This is a genomic window from Corynebacterium tardum (genome assembly GCF_046717785.1).
Lineage (GTDB): Bacteria > Actinomycetota > Actinomycetes > Mycobacteriales > Mycobacteriaceae > Corynebacterium.
In genome coordinates, this window is record NZ_CP177104.1 from 2,495,912 (window position 1) to 2,514,274 (window position 18,363).

General features: G+C 62.5%; 14 protein-coding genes and 1 tRNA gene. 6 read left to right on the forward strand and 9 right to left on the reverse strand.

The genetic code is table 11. The features are described from left to right. Positions 1 to 36: 36 nt before the first annotated feature. Complete coding sequence (gene dcd, locus ACLI1P_RS11970) at positions 37 to 609, reverse strand: dCTP deaminase (RefSeq protein WP_411708978.1); 573 nt, start codon at positions 607 to 609, stop codon at positions 37 to 39. A gap of 87 nt (positions 610 to 696) precedes the next feature. On the opposite strand from dcd, the gene ACLI1P_RS11975 reads away from it, so the two are divergent. The 3 genes from ACLI1P_RS11975 (at position 697) to ACLI1P_RS11985 (ending at position 2,045) form a co-directional block, all read left to right on the forward strand. Next, positions 697 to 770: transfer RNA gene (locus tag ACLI1P_RS11975), tRNA-Gly, on the forward strand. Positions 771 to 817: 47 nt separating this feature from the next. Then, positions 818 to 1,006 (forward strand): hypothetical protein, encoded by a 189-nt coding sequence (locus tag ACLI1P_RS11980; protein ID WP_411708979.1) that lies wholly within the window; start codon positions 818 to 820, stop codon positions 1,004 to 1,006. Between the two features lie 109 nt (positions 1,007 to 1,115). Next, positions 1,116 to 2,045: a class C sortase gene (locus ACLI1P_RS11985; RefSeq protein ID WP_411708980.1), complete on the forward strand. Its 930-nt coding sequence runs from the start codon at positions 1,116 to 1,118 to the stop codon at positions 2,043 to 2,045. A gap of 78 nt (positions 2,046 to 2,123) precedes the next feature. On the opposite strand, the gene ACLI1P_RS11990 is transcribed toward ACLI1P_RS11985, so the two are convergent. The 8 genes from ACLI1P_RS11990 to ACLI1P_RS12025 all read right to left on the reverse strand — a co-directional run bounded on the left by ACLI1P_RS11990 (position 2,124) and on the right by ACLI1P_RS12025 (position 14,342). Further along, a complete protein-coding gene (locus ACLI1P_RS11990; protein ID WP_411708981.1) occupies positions 2,124 to 2,735 on the reverse strand; it encodes a prealbumin-like fold domain-containing protein in 612 nt (203 codons plus the stop codon). A 128-nt stretch (positions 2,736 to 2,863) separates the two neighbouring features. After that, positions 2,864 to 5,626 (reverse strand): DUF6923 family protein, encoded by a 2,763-nt coding sequence (locus tag ACLI1P_RS11995; RefSeq protein ID WP_411708982.1) that lies wholly within the window; start codon positions 5,624 to 5,626, stop codon positions 2,864 to 2,866. Then, positions 5,626 to 6,510 (reverse strand): surface anchored protein, encoded by an 885-nt coding sequence (locus ACLI1P_RS12000; RefSeq protein WP_250409129.1) that lies wholly within the window; start codon positions 6,508 to 6,510, stop codon positions 5,626 to 5,628. Before ACLI1P_RS12000 ends, ACLI1P_RS11995 begins: the two co-directional genes overlap by 1 nt. After that, entirely contained in the window at positions 6,473 to 7,378 is a 906-nt protein-coding gene (locus ACLI1P_RS12005) for a class C sortase (protein WP_250409128.1), read from the reverse strand. Before ACLI1P_RS12005 ends, ACLI1P_RS12000 begins: the two co-directional genes overlap by 38 nt. Positions 7,379 to 7,573: 195 nt before the next feature. Next, positions 7,574 to 9,049 carry a SpaH/EbpB family LPXTG-anchored major pilin gene (locus tag ACLI1P_RS12010; RefSeq protein WP_411708983.1) on the reverse strand — a complete coding sequence of 492 codons (1,476 nt, stop codon included), beginning with the start codon at positions 9,047 to 9,049 and terminating at the stop codon, positions 7,574 to 7,576. Between the two features lie 639 nt (positions 9,050 to 9,688). Further along, positions 9,689 to 11,470: an ABC transporter ATP-binding protein gene (locus tag ACLI1P_RS12015; protein ID WP_411708984.1), complete on the reverse strand. Its 1,782-nt coding sequence runs from the start codon at positions 11,468 to 11,470 to the stop codon at positions 9,689 to 9,691. Between the two features lie 3 nt (positions 11,471 to 11,473). Further along, positions 11,474 to 13,177, reverse strand: a complete 1,704-nt coding sequence (locus tag ACLI1P_RS12020) for a VanW family protein (RefSeq protein ID WP_411708985.1) — start codon at positions 13,175 to 13,177, stop codon at positions 11,474 to 11,476. Between the two features lie 34 nt (positions 13,178 to 13,211). Then, entirely contained in the window at positions 13,212 to 14,342 is a 1,131-nt protein-coding gene (locus tag ACLI1P_RS12025) for a glycoside hydrolase family 3 N-terminal domain-containing protein (protein ID WP_411708986.1), read from the reverse strand. 58 nt (positions 14,343 to 14,400) lie between these two features. Here ACLI1P_RS12025 and ACLI1P_RS12030 point away from each other — a divergent pair, with 58 nt between their 5' ends. From ACLI1P_RS12030 to ACLI1P_RS12040, 3 genes are read left to right on the forward strand one after another with little or no spacing between them, the layout of a single operon-like run. Then, positions 14,401 to 14,889 (forward strand): universal stress protein, encoded by a 489-nt coding sequence (locus ACLI1P_RS12030; RefSeq protein WP_411708987.1) that lies wholly within the window; start codon positions 14,401 to 14,403, stop codon positions 14,887 to 14,889. Positions 14,890 to 14,925: 36 nt separating this feature from the next. Next, positions 14,926 to 15,123, forward strand: a complete 198-nt coding sequence (locus ACLI1P_RS12035; protein WP_408929697.1) for a DUF2613 domain-containing protein — start codon at positions 14,926 to 14,928, stop codon at positions 15,121 to 15,123. Position 15,124: 1 nt separating this feature from the next. Further along, positions 15,125 to 18,256: an alpha-(1->3)-arabinofuranosyltransferase family protein gene (locus tag ACLI1P_RS12040; protein ID WP_411708988.1), complete on the forward strand. Its 3,132-nt coding sequence runs from the start codon at positions 15,125 to 15,127 to the stop codon at positions 18,254 to 18,256. The last annotated feature ends 107 nt before the right edge of the window (positions 18,257 to 18,363 follow it).

Sequence of the window (18,363 nt, forward strand, 5' to 3'; positions counted from 1 at the left end):
GGCATGCGCGGAGCCTGCGCGGTGAGGGCAAAAAGTTTAACGGAAGTTCAGATAGGACTTCGACGGCGTCGGCCCGCGCTGCCCCTGGTACTTCGAGCCCAGCGCTCCGGAACCGTACGGCGCCTCCGCGGGCGACGACATCTGGAAGATGGCCAGCTGGCCTACCTTCATCCCCGGCCACAGAGTAATAGGCAGGTTCGCGGTGTTGGACAGCTCCAGCGTGATGTGGCCGGAAAAGCCCGGGTCAATAAAGCCCGCGGTCGAGTGCGTCAGCAGCCCCAAACGGCCCAGTGAGGACTTACCCTCCAAACGACCCGCTAGGTTCACTGGCAGGGTGAATTTTTCCAGTGTCGCGCCCAGCACGAACTCGCCCGGGTGCAGGACGAAGGCGTCTCCGTCCGCCACCTCGACCTCACTGGTCAGGTCCGGCATTTCCTCCTTGGGGTCAATGTGCGTGTAGCGCGAGTTATTAAACACGCGGAAGAACCTGTCCAAGCGCACGTCGACGGAGGAGGGCTGGACCATCTCGGCGTCATAAGGCTCGATGCCCAAGGCCTCTGGCCCCTCGGTAGCGATGGCAGCACGAATGTCACGATCTGAAAGAAGCACGGCACACAGTCTACCTCCCCACTGGGCCTTTTATGGCCTCGGGCGGCGGCGGTGCTAAGCTTTACGACGATGCACATTCTGCATTGCGCCGACGTAGTTTAATGGTAGAACTGCAGCTTCCCAAGCTGCTGGCGCGGGTTCGATTCCCGTCGTCGGCTCCACTTGTTTTCCCAGTTCATGGACTAATTTCATACCTACAGGATGGACCATGACAGCCCCTATTTTCACGCCCAAAACCACAGCAGAGCTTCGCGCTGAGCGTGAGCATATACTTCAAGATCTTGCGCCCCGCACAATCGATGAGCTCCGCGAACAGCGCGCGGTTGATCAAATCTCGGCCATCGACGAGGCAACTCTGAATCGGTATGAAGCCCTGTGCTTCGTTATCGGCGACTAGACACAGTTTCAGTTTCTCTCCGATCTAGTCTGAGGTTCTAACACTCACTTTATGTACCCCACGTCAGCACCAGGGCGTGCGGCAACAGACCCCACACAGGCAGGACACAATGGGCAAGCACGAACCAGCGGGAATCACCGACGCAGCCAAGAAAAAAGGCACCAACCACAACGCCATCATCGCGTTGATCCTGATTCTCGTCGGCCTCGGTGTCTTGCTCTACCCCGTCGTGGCCACGCAGTGGAACAACCACACCCAATCCCGCGCCGCGGAGGAATACGCCAAGCTGGAAAAGCAAGCCCCGCCTGAGGTACTGCACACCGCGTGGGACGAGGCGCAGTCTTACAACGCGCAGCTGGGCCACATCAGTGTGGAAGACGCTTGGACCACCACCGATGACGAAGACTCTCCCGAATACCAGCGCTACCGCCAATACCTGTCTGTATTGTCGGAGACCGATGCCATGGGCCGCATTGTTATCCCCTCCATCAATTCCGATCTGCCCATTTATCACGGCACCTCAGAAAAGGCACTTTCTCGCGGCGCTGGCCACCTCTATGGCACGGACTTACCTGTCGGCGGCGTAGGTGATGGTGAGGGCCGGCACGCAGCACTTTCCGCTCACACGGGCCTACAAAACGCCACGCTGTGGGACAACCTGACCAAGGTCAAGAAGGGTGATGCTTTCTATATCGCCGCCGGCGGCGAGAAGCTCAAGTACGAGGTGCACGATATTCGCGTCGTCGAGCCCGCAGACACCAGCTCGCTTCACCGTGAGCCTGGCCAGGACCTCGTTACGCTCATTACCTGCACTCCCTACGGCGTAAATACCCACCGCTTGCTCGTCACCGGCCACCGAGTGCCGATGGATCCGGAAGACGAGGCCGCATTCAACAGCTCGGGTGTTCACTGGCAGTGGTGGATGTGGGCCATCCTGGCTGCCACTGCCATCATCGTGCTTCTGCTCATCTACTGGTGGCGCAAATATGTCAGCAACGCCAAGGACACCGCGCTTGACGACGACCCGCAAGACTCCTAACCGCCAATGAACATGCAATAAGGCCCGCCCTTCCCTGGAAGAGCGGGCCTTTTCTAAAAGTAGCCGCAAGCGGTGGTTCTATACCCAGCGGCGTCGCAAAGCGAGGCACCCTGCCGCGACAATTGCGGCGCCAGCGAGAGCCCACAGGCCTACGCCCTCACCACCGGTCTTGGGCAGTGCACCCTTGGTGATGTCAGCGACCTGAAGGACGCCGATCTTCTTCACGCAATTAGCAGCGGTGTCAGACTCAGCGCACCTATTACTGGTGATCGCGGTCCCTCCGGAGAGCACCTTGATGACTGCATTGCCATTCTGATCCCACTCCGTCGAGAACTTGATCGGCGCGGGCAGCAGGTTATAGCCGTTCGGCGCCTTCGTCTCGATGAGGTAATAAACGCCAGGGGCATCCAAGCCTTCGAGCTTGACGCGGCCTGTGGTGGTGGTCGTGGACTGCTTCACCACGGGGTTAGCATCAACGTTGACGCTGCCATCCGCGTTTAGCTTCAGGTTGCCGTTAGCATCACTGCGGTGGACGGTGAACTGCGCGCCGCCAAGCAAACCGTCGGTTTGGATCTCGTCCGGGTTGTCCGGGTTATAGCTCGCCTTTTCGAGCAGGACGTCCATCGTTTCCTTGGTCCCCAGCGGGATACAGTCAGTATCCTTCCAGCCGCCCATTTCTGCCTCATTCATGAGGCCAAATTTAGGCTCGTACAGGCCACCCTTGGTGTAGCAGCGGGTGTTTCCTGAAGGTTGGCTCGGGTAGCCGGCGGGTACAGAGGTGCTGTCCAGTTTTGAACGATCCAGCTTGAAGCGCACCGTTACCTCGTAGACGTGCTGCCCAGTGCTTCCGTCAACACCCTTGGGTTTAATGATCTTCGGAGTGTCATTCTTGTTGAGCTCAAAGGGGCCGGACCTTGGTACGCACGCGGCTGGCTGGTCTTGTTGAACTCGTCCTTGAAGATCACAGTGGCCCCAGTAACCGTGGCAGCACCAACAAACCTCGGGGTGTCCGTGAGCTTGCCGTAGATCACGTCGTTGGTGTCGAAGCCAGGTGCGTCCGGTGCCTCAACTACGACGTTGTACTTCGCGGTATATTCATTCGCTGCACCAGGAACAGGTTGCGGTGTGCTGTCGACGGCAACCTTATTGAAACAGGCTTCAGTAGCGACGTTGTCATCTTCAGCCGGGCTAGACTCCCCGTCCGTAGCCTGGAAAGCAACCTTGTTCGGACTACATACCGTCTTGAGGTTCCCGTATTCATCTGTTCGCACCGGCGCAGAGACGACATACTCTACCTTCGCGTGCCCTGGAAGAGTACCAACATAGCCCATCATGTATCGGGACTCACCGTCCGCTCCGGATGGGACAATCATGCCTGCATAAATACCAGTTCCCGGCGCAATCTGATCAGGCCCGGGCTTTTGACCGTTGACCTCGGTAGATCCTGCTCCAAATCCCTCGAATTTCGCAGTGGGACCGGAAGCGTTCACTCCATAGTGAGTATCCGTTGGTAGGTATTCCCAGAATGTGCCGCCCGAACTGGTGTTATCCGTGGTGTTTTCCACGGAGATGGTCCAGAAAGTACGCACCTCGCCGTTTACCACCTTGGTCTCCGAGCGTTGCTTCTTCACCGCAATGTTTGATTGCAGCCCTGGCGGTGGCGGAACTAGGTCGGAGGCCGCGTCCGTGTTAAATGAAGCAGGCAGGTTGTTCATTATGTTGACCAGCTCGAACTTCGGGCTATCATCATCTGGGTTGGTGATCTTTAGCTCAAAGCCCAGCTGATTCGCATTCGCACTACCCGAGCCAAAGCCCAGGTTTCCATTGGAGTAGGTCCACGCCTTGCCCCAAGAAGCAGAGGGGTTCGAGATCGTGCGCCCATCGAAGGTCTTGATGCCGGTGAGATCCCAGGTCCTGATGTCGCCGGTCTGTGTGTCAATGCGTTCAAGGATAAGCTTGTCGCCTGCCTGAGCCTTACTCTGGAAACCCCACATATACTTCTGGGCCTGCGGGAGCACCGCCCAGTCCTCCGAGTAGGACTTCTGGCTTCCTAGCACGCGTTGAGCCGTGACTTTGTCGACGTCGACCTTATAAAGGTGACGGCTACCAGAAGTGGACGTGTTGGCCACAAAGAATCCCTCGCTGGTGTACACGCCAGCGTTGAGGACATCCCGGTCGCCGCTCGTTTCAAACGGGGTACCGGTACTTCCGGCCTTTAAAATAGGCCCAAGATTATATACTTCACCGGTTGCCGGATTGATCTGAAGGAGATTTCCTGCCGGGTAGCAAGGATCACCATTTCGGCCGCGACTCTGGCTCACCGCATAGAGCCAGTTATCACTCGAATCAAAGGCTAGAGCATTGTACACCCAGGGAGTGGACTCTCCCACCTGGCGAAAGTCTCGGCCTTGGTTGACTTGACGGCTCAGAATGGAAGTGTCTCGGCGAAGATCCTTAGGTTCACTGGTTACAACGTAGACAGGGCTACCGTCGGCAAATTCAGCTGGGGTGAGATCGCGCTTTGGCTGTCTGCTTGTAACCGGATCTTGGCACTCCTCTTTCGCAGGAACGGTGAAGGAAGCTGTAAACACTGTATCGGCTGGCCCGCGGTGAACACCCTTAAACTGAATCTGTGCGGTGCCACCAATAGTAATCTGCGGCAGGATGACTTGGTATTCCTTGGCGCTAATCCTTTTGTAGGTCACCTTCGCCTCATACCAACCTCCGTTGGCACCGGTGTAATAGATCGTCAGGTCATCAGGGTTAGTCGATAAATAACTGTTAACGCTGGATTTGAGGGTAACCACCGTGCCTTGCGGAATGGACAGCTGGCCGCCAAAAAGCTCACCGGCCGGAATCTTAAAGTTCGGGATATAGCGGCTTCCCTTGAGCACGTATCCATCGTTTACCATCGTGATGGTGCGGTCGCCTGCAGCGTACGGGGTAATGTTCGGCGCCGCCATCAGACGGGCTGGGGCCGCGTCAACGTCAGCAATATCAAGCGGCTCAGTCACCTCCGAAGGGGCTTCTAAGGCTTCGCTGGATTCAGGTGATGACGTGCTGGTAGTCTCCTCGGCTACTCCACGCACGTCGACGGACATCCCGCTCAGTTCGGATTCCTCTGCGACCGCTGGGATCTTCAGTGAGAAAGCTGCCCCTGCTGGCACGTCAGTAGAAAGGCCAGCGATTCGGAAAGTCACTGAAGAACTGGTTGATTTTACAACGAGGTTGTCTCCTTCGCGGACGGGGATCTCTTCGCCGTCGATAGTCAGTGTGTAGGCCGAGCCTTCGAACTCCAGTCCTGCAGTCTCAACAGTGAACTCCAACTCCTCCACGTTTCCGGCGTCAACAAAGTGGCCTTCAAATGTTGCGGAGTCGCCAGCAGTCAGGCTCAGCTGGTCTGCAGAATCGAGCTCGGTGCGCAGAGCCGTGGTTTGTGCTTCGGCGACGGCACCAACGATTCCGGGCAGAGCAGCCGGTGCAGCAACACCAACAATGAGAGCCAGTGCAGCAATGAACGCCGCAAAAGCTCGCCAGCGGTACACTACCGGCTCGGCCGGGTGAGCATCTGTCCAGGACATTAGCGTCCCTCGCTTTCTGAATTCTTCCTGCGACTAAAGGCAATCATCACGAAACCAGTGGCGATCAACACCATCGCTGCGGCAACCACACCGAGTACCTGTGCACCGGTCATCGCCAATGAGCCACTGTTCCCCGACGGAGCTGCCGGAGTGGAGGTCTTACCTGCACCTGGAGTACTCGACGGTGTTGTCTCGGGTTGGTGTGGCGGATTCCCAGGCTTAGTCGGTGGATAGTTTGGAGTTGTTTGCGGCGTATTCGGATGCGACGGCGGAGTAGTCGGCGTCGTGGGCGGCGTTGGTGTTTCACCCGGTTTGTGAGTCTTGGCCACAATTACTCCTGGCACTGGTTTCGGATTGTCCGCCACAGTGTGGAATGGAACCGCTACCACAAATGGGTTGATCTCCCGGTAGGAGTTATCTGGCGCCGACGACGTCACTACGTAGAAGCCATCCGCTAGACCGTCAAAGGTCACTTCTCCATTGGCATCGGTGACCTGGTCCACGTGCACGTCGGTACGCCATTCACGAACCTCGGCCAGACCCGCGTCTTGCACGCGTGCTACATCGTCAGCGTTGTTTGGATCTAGGCCGGCGAGCCGGGCCAGATGTATCGTGACTCCCTGAATCTTTCCCGAAGGTGCCTGCCCATCGTCGTCGGGATTGCCCTGCGTAAGCCGAACAGTCACCGTATCCGTATCTACGGTGCGTTCCGCACCAGTAGTCTGTTGCCCGGCAACCTGCACCGCTTCCGCAGCAACCATGCCCGGCCCCGCGAACGCGATTGCACACGCTACTCCGACGGCAACCATTCGGGCCGACCATGTATTTGTCAACCTCTTCATCGCCTTACTCCCGCACGCTACTTTTCTCATTAATAACTTCATGTGCTCCGGCCGCCTTCTGCCGTCGCAGCCACCACACCAGCCAGCAACCAATGACAATCACCGCAGCCAACAGTGCGTACATCCACCATTGCCAACCCGGGCCGTGGGAGCCTTCAAATACCGACTCCTCCCCCGGCTCCATAGGAACCTGATGGCCACGTACCAACAAGCGATGTGTGTTGATCCCGTACGGGGTGCAGGTAATCAGCGTGACGTAATCCTGATCGGCGACTGGCCGTAGACCATCAACTTCACTCGGCAGAACCACTTGAATGCTGTCGACGACGTACTTCAATTTGTGGCCAGCAACCTGGATGTAGAACACGTCTCCCTCGGTGGCAGAGTCGAGGTGATCAAACATCGTCGAATTTGCCAGACCCGTATGCCCCGTAATGACGGAGTGGGTTCCTGATCCGCCTACCGGCAAATCAGAACCATATAAATGTCCCAGTCCACGCTGCAGTGTCTTATCCGCGGTGCCGTGAAACACCGGTAAATCAACGTCCACCGCTGGGAACACGAGTCGAGCCATCGCTTCGTTCTCGCCCAACTGCTTCAGATAAGCCTCATAGTCGGGATTGTCTACCCCGATACGGTTCAGCCACGGATCCAGAATCGGACCCGACGTATGCTCCTCGTTGTATGCATGCGCAGCATCCCAAACCGAATCCTGAACCTGCGCCGGTGTCGCTTTATCCAGTCGCGCATATTCCTGCGCCACCCTCGAGGCGTTCCAATTGTTCCATGCGGTCGAGACCACTGGGTACAGCATCACCAACAACCCGACGACAACGACTACCGCCGGAAGGACTAGGCCTCCACGGCGCCTGTGCCGTCGGCCTGCATTTTGGCCTACCACCGTAGTCAACGACCCGCACCACCCAAAAGAATGTCCCACGCGCTAGCGCAGCGCGACCGGGATTACAACGAAAGAAAAAGAATGGGGACCGGAATCTATACCTAGCCCAGTCCCCTCATTGGGCCGGACAGCCATTTTGGCTACCCGGCTCGCAGCGCAGACCATCAGCTGGACGGTCTGCGCCACCGGAACTACGCCCGGCTATTAATTACGCGCGGTACGGCGGGCGAACCAAGCACCAGCAGCAACAATCGCTGCACCAATAGCAGCCAGGATGCCAACACCGGCGCCACCGGTCATCGGCAGGTTCGGAGTGTCCTGCTTAATGTTGTCGATCTCGGAGACGAGGGTGACCTTATCGTCACCGTTCAGTTCACCAGTCTTCGCGATGTTGTCGCGGGTGAAGTCAATCGCAGTAACATTTTTCTCCGGCAGCGCGTAACCAGCAGGAGCCTTGGTCTCCTTCAGACAGAACTTCTTGCTTGCCGGAACAACCTCCTTGCCATCCTCGAAGTCGGTGACGTGCAGGCCATCGATGGTGAAGGTACCGTCGGCGCCGGTGGTCCACTTTTTCGCGCCGTTTACCGTCAGCGGGTTCTCGAGCTTATCCTGCGCGGAGGCACATCGGTAGAGCTCGAACTCAGCGCCTTCCAGGACCTTGCCGGCCTCCTTGCCGTCCTTCTTAACAACCTTGAGCTTGCCGTGGTAGGTCACGACCTCGTTGGTCTGGTTCTTGACTTCCTTGCCGGTGTTCGGGTTATTGAAGATGACATCAGCCTGGTTCTTCAGCTCAGTGGTGTCGCCAACCGCCTTGCGCTTAACCTCGAAGGTCAGGGACATCTTGGCACCGGACTTGACCTTGGCAAGGCCCTGCTCGGTAAGGGTTACGACAAGCTTGTTGCCGTTGGCCTTCGGGTCATTGACCGTGTAGTCACCCGCAGTGAGAACCGTATCGCCAGCCTTTACTTCAGTGACCTTCTGGAAGTCCAGGCGCTGATCCAGCCGATCCTCGAAGCGGAAAGCAGTCAGGTTCTTGCCTGCTCCCCAAGTCGGAGCATCCGCATTGATGGTGTAGGAGTACGCGTCCTGGATGTTCTTATCTGCATCCTTGACAGTCTTCTCGGTCTTGGTCTCCGTGTTCTTTGGGTATGCAATGACGTCGTAGTTCCAGGCATCGGAAGCCTCGTTGACCATCGGGACCGACACGATGAACGGAGCACCAGCAACGATGCCGGCCGGAGCGTTAGTTTCCTCTACCAAGTAGATACCCAATGGCAGATCAGTGAAAGCTGCCTTGCCATCAGTGCCGGTGGTTGCTTCCTTGGTTTCCGCAGTCTTCTTGTCGTCCTTGACGTCAGCAGCGGTCTTCGGGAACGTTGCCCAATCACCGTTCTGCAGATCGTAATCGAGCTTGGTGATCTTGTAGGTCACGCCAGACAGAGCCTCACCCGGGACGCCCGTCATTTCCTTACCAGTGGCCGGATTAGTGGTCTCGGCACCCTTCTTCTTGAAGAGGGTGATGGAGCCCTTCTTAGTGAAATCGATGTTTGCTTTGTTCACGGCCCCTTGCTCAGCGCCAGGATTCTCCTGGGCCAGTGCACCCGGAGCGGAAACACCCAAAGCGAGTCCGGCGATAGCAGCGAAGGCAACTGAACGAGCGGTACGAGAGATCTTGTTCACGGAAACTGGTCCTTTACACGAGTTCTGAAATGAGACACCGCGCCTCATTGGCTGTGTGCAATCCATTCCCCACGGTTCACGCACCATGATCTGACTCGTTGCTAAGAATCTTTCGCCTGCCGAGAGTAGTTTTCAGGCGGAAACGTCTACGCAGGCCCCAACCTTAACTAACGATAGCCTGTGGATTACATAACTAGATTCTACCCCCAGCGTGTTGGGCAAAGTCCCCGACTAAAGCTCCTCCCCCGCAAATCCGGCTAAACCTCTCAAGAATCCGCACGGTCCACCCAAACGTGAAGACTCCTTCTGCAGTTCAACTAATGTTTTCGAGACGTCATCTAGTTTCGTGTGAAATTGAACACATTGCCCATTTAAGGGGTAGGCCTGTTCGATTTTACACCCGTTACATAGAATGCAAGCTTCACGCAGGAGAATAGCTTCCCAGAGAGCACCTTCCAACGACGGCGAAACGAACCATATATGCTGCCAATACCACCAGGTAGAACATCCCCTTTGATGACCCATAAAAGGAAGCGTCACCAAGGGCGCTCAAGGTACCCTGAACTCATTTAGATTCTCAGCCTTCAACAGCCCACGTACCAAAGAGTTAATAGCGTTAAGATTCCTGACAAGAGCTCTCTACGTACTCTGAGCCTCGTCGGCGGCACGAAGGAGCGCGGCGTAGGCGCCGTTGCGCGCGAGGAGTTCGGCGTGGGTGCCGCGTTCGGCGATGCGGCCGTGGTCGAGGACGACGATCTGGTCGGCGTCGTAAATCGTGGACAGGCGGTGCGCAATGACCAGGCGGGTGGCGTGTGCGCCGAAGACGGCCTGCTGGATGGCGCGCTCGGTTTCGTTGTCCAGGGCGGAGGTGGCCTCATCGAGGATGAGCACCTGCGGGCGGCGCAGCAGTGTGCGCGCCAGGGAGAGGCGCTGCTGCTCACCGCCGGAGAAGCGGTAGCCGCGCGAGCCCACGAGGGTCTCGAGGCCGTCGGGAAGGTCGCGAACAACGTCGGCCACGTTGGCGGCGGTGAGGGCGGACCACATCTGATCCTCGGTGGCGTCCGGCTGGGCAAAGAGGAGGTTCTCGCGCACCGTGCCGTGGATGAGGTAGGTCTCCTGAGAGACCACGCCGATAACACCTGAGCGCTGCTCGGCGGGCACCTCGCGCAGGTCCACCCCGCCTAGGAGCACGGAGCCTTCGGTGGGATCGGCTAGGCGCGCCATGAGCGCGGCGATGGTGGATTTGCCGGAGCCGGTATGGCCCACCAGGGCGGTGGTGGTGTGGGCGGGGATGGACAGGGAGACCTCGGAAAGCGCGTCGGTGTCGGTGCCGGGGTAGCGGTAGGAAACGTGCTGGAGGGTGAGGGAGGCGTCGGCAAGCTGCGCGGGCTCGGTGACCTCATGAAGCTCGGGTTTTAAGTCCAGGTACTCAAAGATGCGGCTAAACAGCGCCATCGACGCCACCCACTGCGCGCCCACATTGAGCAGGCCGGTAATCGGGCGGAAGATTTGGGTCTGCAGCGTGGAAAAGGCAATCAGCGTGCCAATCGTAATCCCCGGGCGCAGGCCAGCCACCAGGTAAATCAGCGCCGGCATCACGCCGAAAATGATCTGGGTCAGCGCCATGCGCCAACGCCCGGCCAGCTGTGATTCCAGCTCCAAGCGGATGAGTGAACGTGAGGTTGTCTCAAACGTGTCATACACGCGCCCCTGCGCGCCCAATGTGGCCGCCAGGCGCATGCCGGAAACAGAGAGATTCTCCGAAATGGTCTGCTGCAATGTTGCCTGCGCGCGAGAGTTTTTCTCCATGAGGCTGCGGCGCAGGATGGCCGCGCGGCGCGTCAGCCACACCGCGGGCGGCAGGACAATCAGGGAAAGCAGGGACAGCGTGGGCGATAGAGCCACCATGGCCACCAGGGTGGCCACGGTCATGGTGAGGTTGCTCGCCACGGAGGTTGCGGTGGTGGTGACCATGCCTCGCATGGCCGCGATGTCGTTAGTGAGGCGGGACTGGATCTCCCCGCCCCGGTTGTTGGTGAAGAACTGCAGGGACTGGCGCTGCAGGTTAGCAAAGACCTGCGTGCGCAGCTCGTGCATGATGGTGTGCCCCACGCGCGCGGAGAGAAAGGACTGGACCACGCCGATGGCCTGGGAGACCACGGTAACGGCGAGCATGCCGCCGACCAGCCACAACAGCAGAGTGGTGTCGTGGTTGGGGATGGCGTCATCGACAGTGCGGCGCACCAGGAAGGGCTGCACCACGGTCAGCCCCGAGGTGGCCACGATGAGCGCGGTCACCAGCAACAGGGTGCCGCGGTGGGCCGAGAACAGCCGGGCCACGCGGCGGAACTTCACCGGATGCTGGGCTAGCTGATCGACGTCCGCGGGGTCCTTCACCGCGGTGTGCATCGGCCGCGTCATGGCTTAACCGCAGGTGACAATCGGCTGCGGGTCATAGACCGTGGTGGTGGTCTCCCGGGAGAGCTCCTTGCCGGAGAGGTCCTTAATCACGCGCGTGTCCGAGGTGGTAAAGCCCGGCGCGCCGCCCGACGGCGAGCAGTCCTCCTTCACCGTCATGCGCTGCGGATCCGTCTTGGCCCAGCGGCCGTTGTTGATGGATTGCACGTCCACGGTCTTCACGCCCTTGAAGCGCACGGTGATGTCCTTGCCATAGCTGGTCTCAATGCGCACCGGGTGATCCGAGGTGTTGGTGAACTGCAGGTCAATCGCGCCCTCGTAGACGGTGGCCTCGCGGCCGGCCGGGTAGCGCGAGATGTAGTAGGAGTGCGGCGTGTGGGCGGTGTCCTCCATGCCCGCGAAGTAGGCGGCGTTGTACAGCGTGGTGGCGAACTGGGAAATGCCGCCGCCCACCGCGGTGCCTGCGTGGCCGTCGATGATGATGCCGGATTCCACGTAGCCCTGCGCGGTGCCGCGGGGGCCGGTGTAGCCGTTGAGGGAGAAGGTCTCCCCCGGGTTAACCACAGCGCCGTTGACCTCTTGGGCCACCAGGCGGATGTTGGTGCCGGAAGCACCGGAGAAGCCGCCGGTGGAGAACTCCGAGATGGTGTCGTCGAAGGTGGCCTTCTCCGCCATCTCGGTGGTGAACTTGGCCGGGTCCGGCTTGTAGTCGGCGTCCCACTCGCGGTCATCGTCGGAGGAAACGCGCTCCTCAAACTTCTCCAAGGTCTTGTCCCAGTCGATGATGGAGCCGTCGACAGAAGGAGTGACCTGCTTCTTGGTGCCGCTAAAGGAGATCTTGGCGTTGGTGCCGGGGACCTCGGAGCCCTGCATGCGCTCCGCAAAAAGCTCCTGGGCGCGGTCCTTGTCCACCTTGAGGCGCAGCTGACCGTCCTCAGCGGCGATGGTGACGAACTGGGAAATCTCCGGCTTGCGCAGGGTGCCGGTGGTGTTGTTCTCACCCTTCAGGGTCAGCGGGTTATCCAGGGCGCGGGCGGCGTCGCCCGTGCGCATGGCCTCGATGGCCTCATCATTAATGCGCGGCTCCACCACCATGGGCGTCACGTCCACGCCTTCCGGATCCAGCCAGTGGTCCACCACCGCGTTGTGCAAGGTGCCCTGGTCAACGGCCTGGCCCAGCTCCGGGGCGGTTTCCTTGAGCGAGCCGTTGATGAGCTCCAGGTTGCCGTCCTTGGGCTCGATGCTCAAGTCCTTGCCCACGCGCTCGAGCTCGCCGCCTAGGGCCTGCTCGTCCACGTCCACTGCCACCGGGATTTCCTCGGTGGGCTTGATAAAGCTGTAGAGGCGTGCGAAGGGGTTGAGGGAGGCATCCGGGATGCCGTCCACGGCCTTCTGGTAGTTCAGCGCGAGGCCGGAGTCCTGCGGGATGAGCTGGGTGCTCTTCTCGCCGGAGCGCACCTCCACCGGCTGGAAGGCAACATCCCCCAGCTCGTCTTCGAGCTTGCGCACGGCAGCGGTGCGCTCCATGCGGGATATGTCGACGCCGCCTACCGACGTCGCCCGCGGCACCTTGTGCTGGTTAGCCAGAACGTCCCAGGCGTAGGCGATGCCCGCGATGAGCACGAGGCCCACGAGCACGCCGAGGGTGACCTGCAGCCCCCTGCGGCTGCGCTCGCGGCGGTGCTGGCTGTGTCCGATTGACTTTTTCACGAATATGACACTATCGCCCAAGCGCGGGTTTTTACTAGTCGGAGCCCATCTGACGCACGGCGTCATCGAAGCGCGCGCGGTCGATGGAACCGTCCTCCACGGCCTGCACGACGGCGTCGATCACCGCCTCGACGTCATCATCCGTAGACCACAGCGGCATGTCCGCGCCGGCGGCGATGGCGGCAGCGACGGCGTCGGGCACGCCCAGGGTGTCGGAGATGGACGCCATTCCTCCCAGGTCATCGGTGTAGATGAGTCCCTTAAATCCCAGCTCCTCCCGCGCTAACTGGTAGGCCTGCGGGTTGATGGAGGTGGGCTGGTCCCCCAGCCCCGGCACCACGAGGTGGCCCATCATGAGCGCGGCGTTCGGCGCGGCCGGAATGGCCTGCTGGAAGGGGAGAAACTCGTGGCCGGCCAGCTCCTCCAACGGCGGGGTGACGGCCTGGCCTAAGTGCGTGTCCCCGGAGGCGCGGCCGTGGCCCGGGAAGTGCTTGAACACGGCCTTCACCCCGGCGGAGTCGAGCCCGCGGGCAAACGCCGCGCCGTACACGCCGGCCTGGGCTGGATCGGTGGAAAAGGCGCGGTCCCCCACCACCTCGAGGTCGCCGCCGTCCACGTCCAGGACCGGGGCGAAGTCCACCGTCAGGCCGTGGGCTCGCAGGCTCTGGCCAATCTCGCGGGCCAGGGCCTCGACCTCCTCCGGGCTCTTCTCCGCGGCCATGGCCTGCGGGGAGGGATAATCCCCCAGCACCTCGGAGAAGCGCTGCACCCGGCCGCCCTCGAAGTCGATGGAGGCCTCGAAATCGCGACCTATCTCCTCCCGCAGGGCGTTGAGGCCGCGGGGGCCGTCGCCCAGCAGCTCCGGGTCGGCCCAGCTGGGGATGAACAGCCCGCCGACGCCCGCCTCGAGTTTCGCCTTCGCATCGTCGTAGTTGAGCGCCGGCGGCATGAGCAGGGAGGCGGCCTGGGCGCGCACGTCCTGCTGCTCGGGCGCGGGGCTGGCCGGGGCCGCGCTGCTCGGTGTGCTTGGTGTCTCTGCGGACGCCGCGCTTTCCGACGTCACCGGGGCCGCCGACGAGCCTCCTTCACGCGCCGGTACCTGGCCCTCGCATGCGGTAAGCGCGCAGGCCGCGGCGAGGACTGGGACGAAGCTGGCTTTAGTCATACCCACCAGTGTGCCTGAAGCGCCCGCGGCGGCGACACCCGGTTGTTAGGATGGTCACATGAGTAACGGAGAGACCATGCTGATCGCATACGACGGCTCCGCCCGCGCCGACCGTGCCTTGGACTACGCCGCACACCTGCTGCGCCCCACCCACGTGGAGATCCTCACCGCGTGGGAACCCGCCGCCCGCCAGGCCGCCCGCGCGGTCAGCCGCAGCGGACTCAACCAGGCGCCGAACCCCGAAAACGTGGAGGATGACCCCGCCTACGCGGAGGCCCTCGAGGTCTGCCGCCGCGGCATCGCCAAGGCGGAGTCTCTGGGATTGAGCGGCCACGCCCAGCTGGTGGAATCCGTCTCCACCATCCAAAGCGCCATCGTGGACGCCGCCCAGGAGCTCGATGTGGACGTTATCGTCACCGGCACCCGCGCGCTCACCGGCTTCCGCTCGCTGTGGAACAACTCCACCGCCGAATACATCGTCCGCAACGCGGGCCTTCCGGTCTTCATCGTGCCCCCGGAAATTACGGACGACGCCGACGAGGCCTAACTACTTTCGGCCACCTGCCTGCTATGATCTGCGGTCATGGCCTTCGATTCCGATTCCCTGAACAAGCGCACCCTCGGCCCCGCCCTGGGCAGCGCCGTCGTCGGCGTAGCGCTGGGAGTCGTCACCATCCTGGGCATCGCCCAGTTCTCACAGGCAGACGCCGTGCCGGGCGATAGCTCCGTCTCCGCCTCCGACGCCGTGATGGGCGGACCCGAGTACGGCTCCCGCGACTAAGGTGCGCGCCCGCCACGCGCACGCCGGGGGCTTAATCCTTGTCGCCCTCGTGGTGCTGGCGCAGCCCTGGGGGCTGACCGCCGCCGACACCAAACACGATCTGGCGGCCAACCCGGCTGGCTTCTTGGCCGGCGCCCTGCATGCCTATACCGATACTTTTACCCTGGGCCAGCTGCAGAATCAGGCCTACGGCTACCTCTTCCCGCAGGGCCTGTTCTTTCTCATCACGGACCCGCTGCCGGACTGGATAGCGCAGCGCCTCTGGTGGTTCCTCGTGCTGGCGGTGGGGTTCGGGGGATTCTTCCGGCTGGTCCGCGCGGTGCTGCCCGCCGCCCCCGCGCGCGCCGCCATGGCGGGCGGGCTGCTCTTCGCGCTCTCCCCGCGCACGCTGACGACGCTGGGCGCGATTTCCTCGGAGACCTGGCCGGTCATGCTCGCGCCCTGGGTGCTCCTGCCCTTCCTGCGGCCGGGCCGGCTGACGTGGCGGGACGCCGCGCCCGCCGTGGTGGCGGTGGCGTGCATGGGCGCGGTCAACGCCACGGCCACGCTAGCGGCCTGCCTACCCGCGGGCTTAATCCTGCTGTGGCGCCGGGCGGGGCGGACCGGCCTGGCCTGGCTGGCCGGGTGCGCCGCGGTGTCCGCGTGGTGGATTGTTCCGCTGCTCATCTTGGGCCGCTTCGCCCCGCCGTTTACTGAGTTCATCGAGTCCGCCCGGGTGACCACGCGGTGGCTCAACCTGCCGGAAATCCTGCGCGGTACGACCAGCTGGGCACCGTTCGTGGACACCGAGCGCGTGGCCGGCAACGCCCTTGCCACTGAGCCGGTCTTTGTGCTCTTCACGGTCGGGGTCGCCGCCCTGGGCCTGGTGGGCCTGGCGCGCCTGCCGCGCGTGTGGGCATTCATGCTGCTCGTCGGCGTGGCCCTGCTGGGCACGCACGCCGCCTGGTACCTCGACGCGCTGGACGGGCCGCTGGCCGCCCTGCGCAACATGCACAAGTTGGACCCGGTGGTGCGCATCCCGCTGCTGCTCGGCGTGGCGTGCGTGGTGGCGCGGGTGGGGCTGCCGCGCAGCCTGCATCCCACCCGGCGCCAAGCCGCGGGCCTGCTGGTGTGCCTGGTTGCCGCCGGCGCCACTGCCCCGGCATGGACGGGCCGGCTGCTGCCCAAGGGCGCGTACGAGGAGGTTCCGGCTTATTGGCAGGAGGCGGCCGACTTCATGAATACGCTAGATACCCGCGTGCTCCTCTACCCGCCGGCCTCCTTTGCCCGCCAGGACTGGGGCTGGACGCGCGACGAGCCCGCGCAGCCACTACTCACCGTTCCCTGGGCGGTCCGGGACGCCGTGCCGCTCGTCCCATCCGAATCCATCCGCGGGCTCGACGGCGCGATGGCGCAGATTGCGCGCGACCCAGACTCCGCGCCGGCGGTCCTGCAGCGCCTGGGCATCGGCGCGGTGGCGGTGCGCCACGACCTCCTCTCCGCGCCCTCCGCCCACATCCCGGGCGAGGTCCACCGCTTCGGGGAGGTCGACGTCGTGGTCTTCGATCCAGAGCTGTCCATGAACCTGGCACCGGCCGACCCGCCGCGGGTGGCCGGCGGCGGGGAGTCGCTCGCGCTGCTTCATGGCCCGCACGAGCTCGTCTCCGCCGACGCCGACATCGTCACCGACACGCCCGCCGTGCGCGACCGCAACTACGGCACGCTCTCCGGCCCGGCGTCCGCACCGCTGGCCCCCTCCGATCCTTCCACGGTGCGCAATCGCCTGCGTGACTACCCTTCTGTCGGCCCGCTGACCCAGGTGGTAGAGCACGATGGCCGCGTGACGGCGTCCTCGTCTGCTGCGGATGCTTCTTCCTTCGGCGGGGCGGACCCGGCGCGCTCTGTCACCGCGGCGGTGGACGGCGAGAACTCCACCGCGTGGTGGCCAGCCCCCGGTGATTCCGGCTGGTTGGAGCTGCATGCAGAGTCCACCTGGTCCTCGCCCACGCTGCGGTTGATGACCACCGGCACGACCGAGGTCACCATCTACAACGGCGAGTCCAAGGTCACCGTCACCCTGGAGGCCTACCGCGCGCGCACCATCCGCGTGCCCGGCGCGCACGCCTCCACCATCCGCATCGTGCCGCAGCGCCGCACGGGGATTGCGGAGGCCGCCATCGTGGGCCAGCCCTCCCCGCGCCGCCTGGTCACCGTCCCCGATACTTCCCCGAACGCGCAGCAGTTCCTGTTCCAGCAGGACCATGAAGGCGTTCTGATCCGCTCGTTTACCGCGCCGCGCGCGATGACGGTGCGCGTGTCCGGTGAGAAGCCTGTGCTTATCGACGATCACCGCCACGCCCCCGGCGCCACCCTCACCCTTCCGGCCGGCCCGCACATCGTTCGCACCACCGGCGACTGGGCCGCGTTGACCGATACGTCCTCCTGTCTGCCGGATCCCCTGCCCGCGTCCGAGACCTCCGCCGCCGAATCCCGCGGCTATACCCGGCTGGCCGCCGGCCAGTCCATCGAGCCCGCCGACCACGACCGGCTCCTTATCACCGGCCGCGCCTTCAACGCTGGCCTGCGCGGCGAGCTTGCCTCCCCCGGGGCCGATCCGCTCTCCCTCGAGGCACGATCCATCGACGCCGACACGCAGGCCTTCCTCATCCCCGCCGGTGCCGGCGGCAACTTCCGCATGTCCTTTGCCGCGGACCGCGCCTACCGCGCGGGCCTGGGCTTTGGCGGCGCGCTCGCTGCGCTCACCACCGCTTTCTGCCTGCTAGTCATCTCACGCCGGCCGCGCCGCCAGCCGGCACCGCACGATGCCGCATTGCCCGCCGCGGCCCGCATCCTCCTCGCTGTTGTCACCGCCGCGACCGCGACCCTGGTGGCGGGCCTTCCCGGCCTGGCCACCGCCGCGGCGGCGTGGGCCATCGCGCGCTGGACCACGCTGCGCGCCGACTACCTGGCCGGCGCGCTCACCCTGGCCGCCGGCGCGATGCTCGCCCGCGCGCCCTGGCCCGCCGACGGCTACGCCGGCGACTCGCTCCTTGTCCAACTTCTCTGCGTCGCGGCCATCACCTGCGCCTGCCTCCCGCCCCGCCGCACAACAATCCCTAGCTCGCCATACATGGTTGCCCTCACAAGGCACTAGCCAAAAGGCGTCTTTGGGGGCAAAGAAACCCTATACCGCGGCATAAAAGGTTTGTTTGGGGGCAAGGAAACCTTTTGACTAATGCCTTTTAGAAAATGCCATGTGCG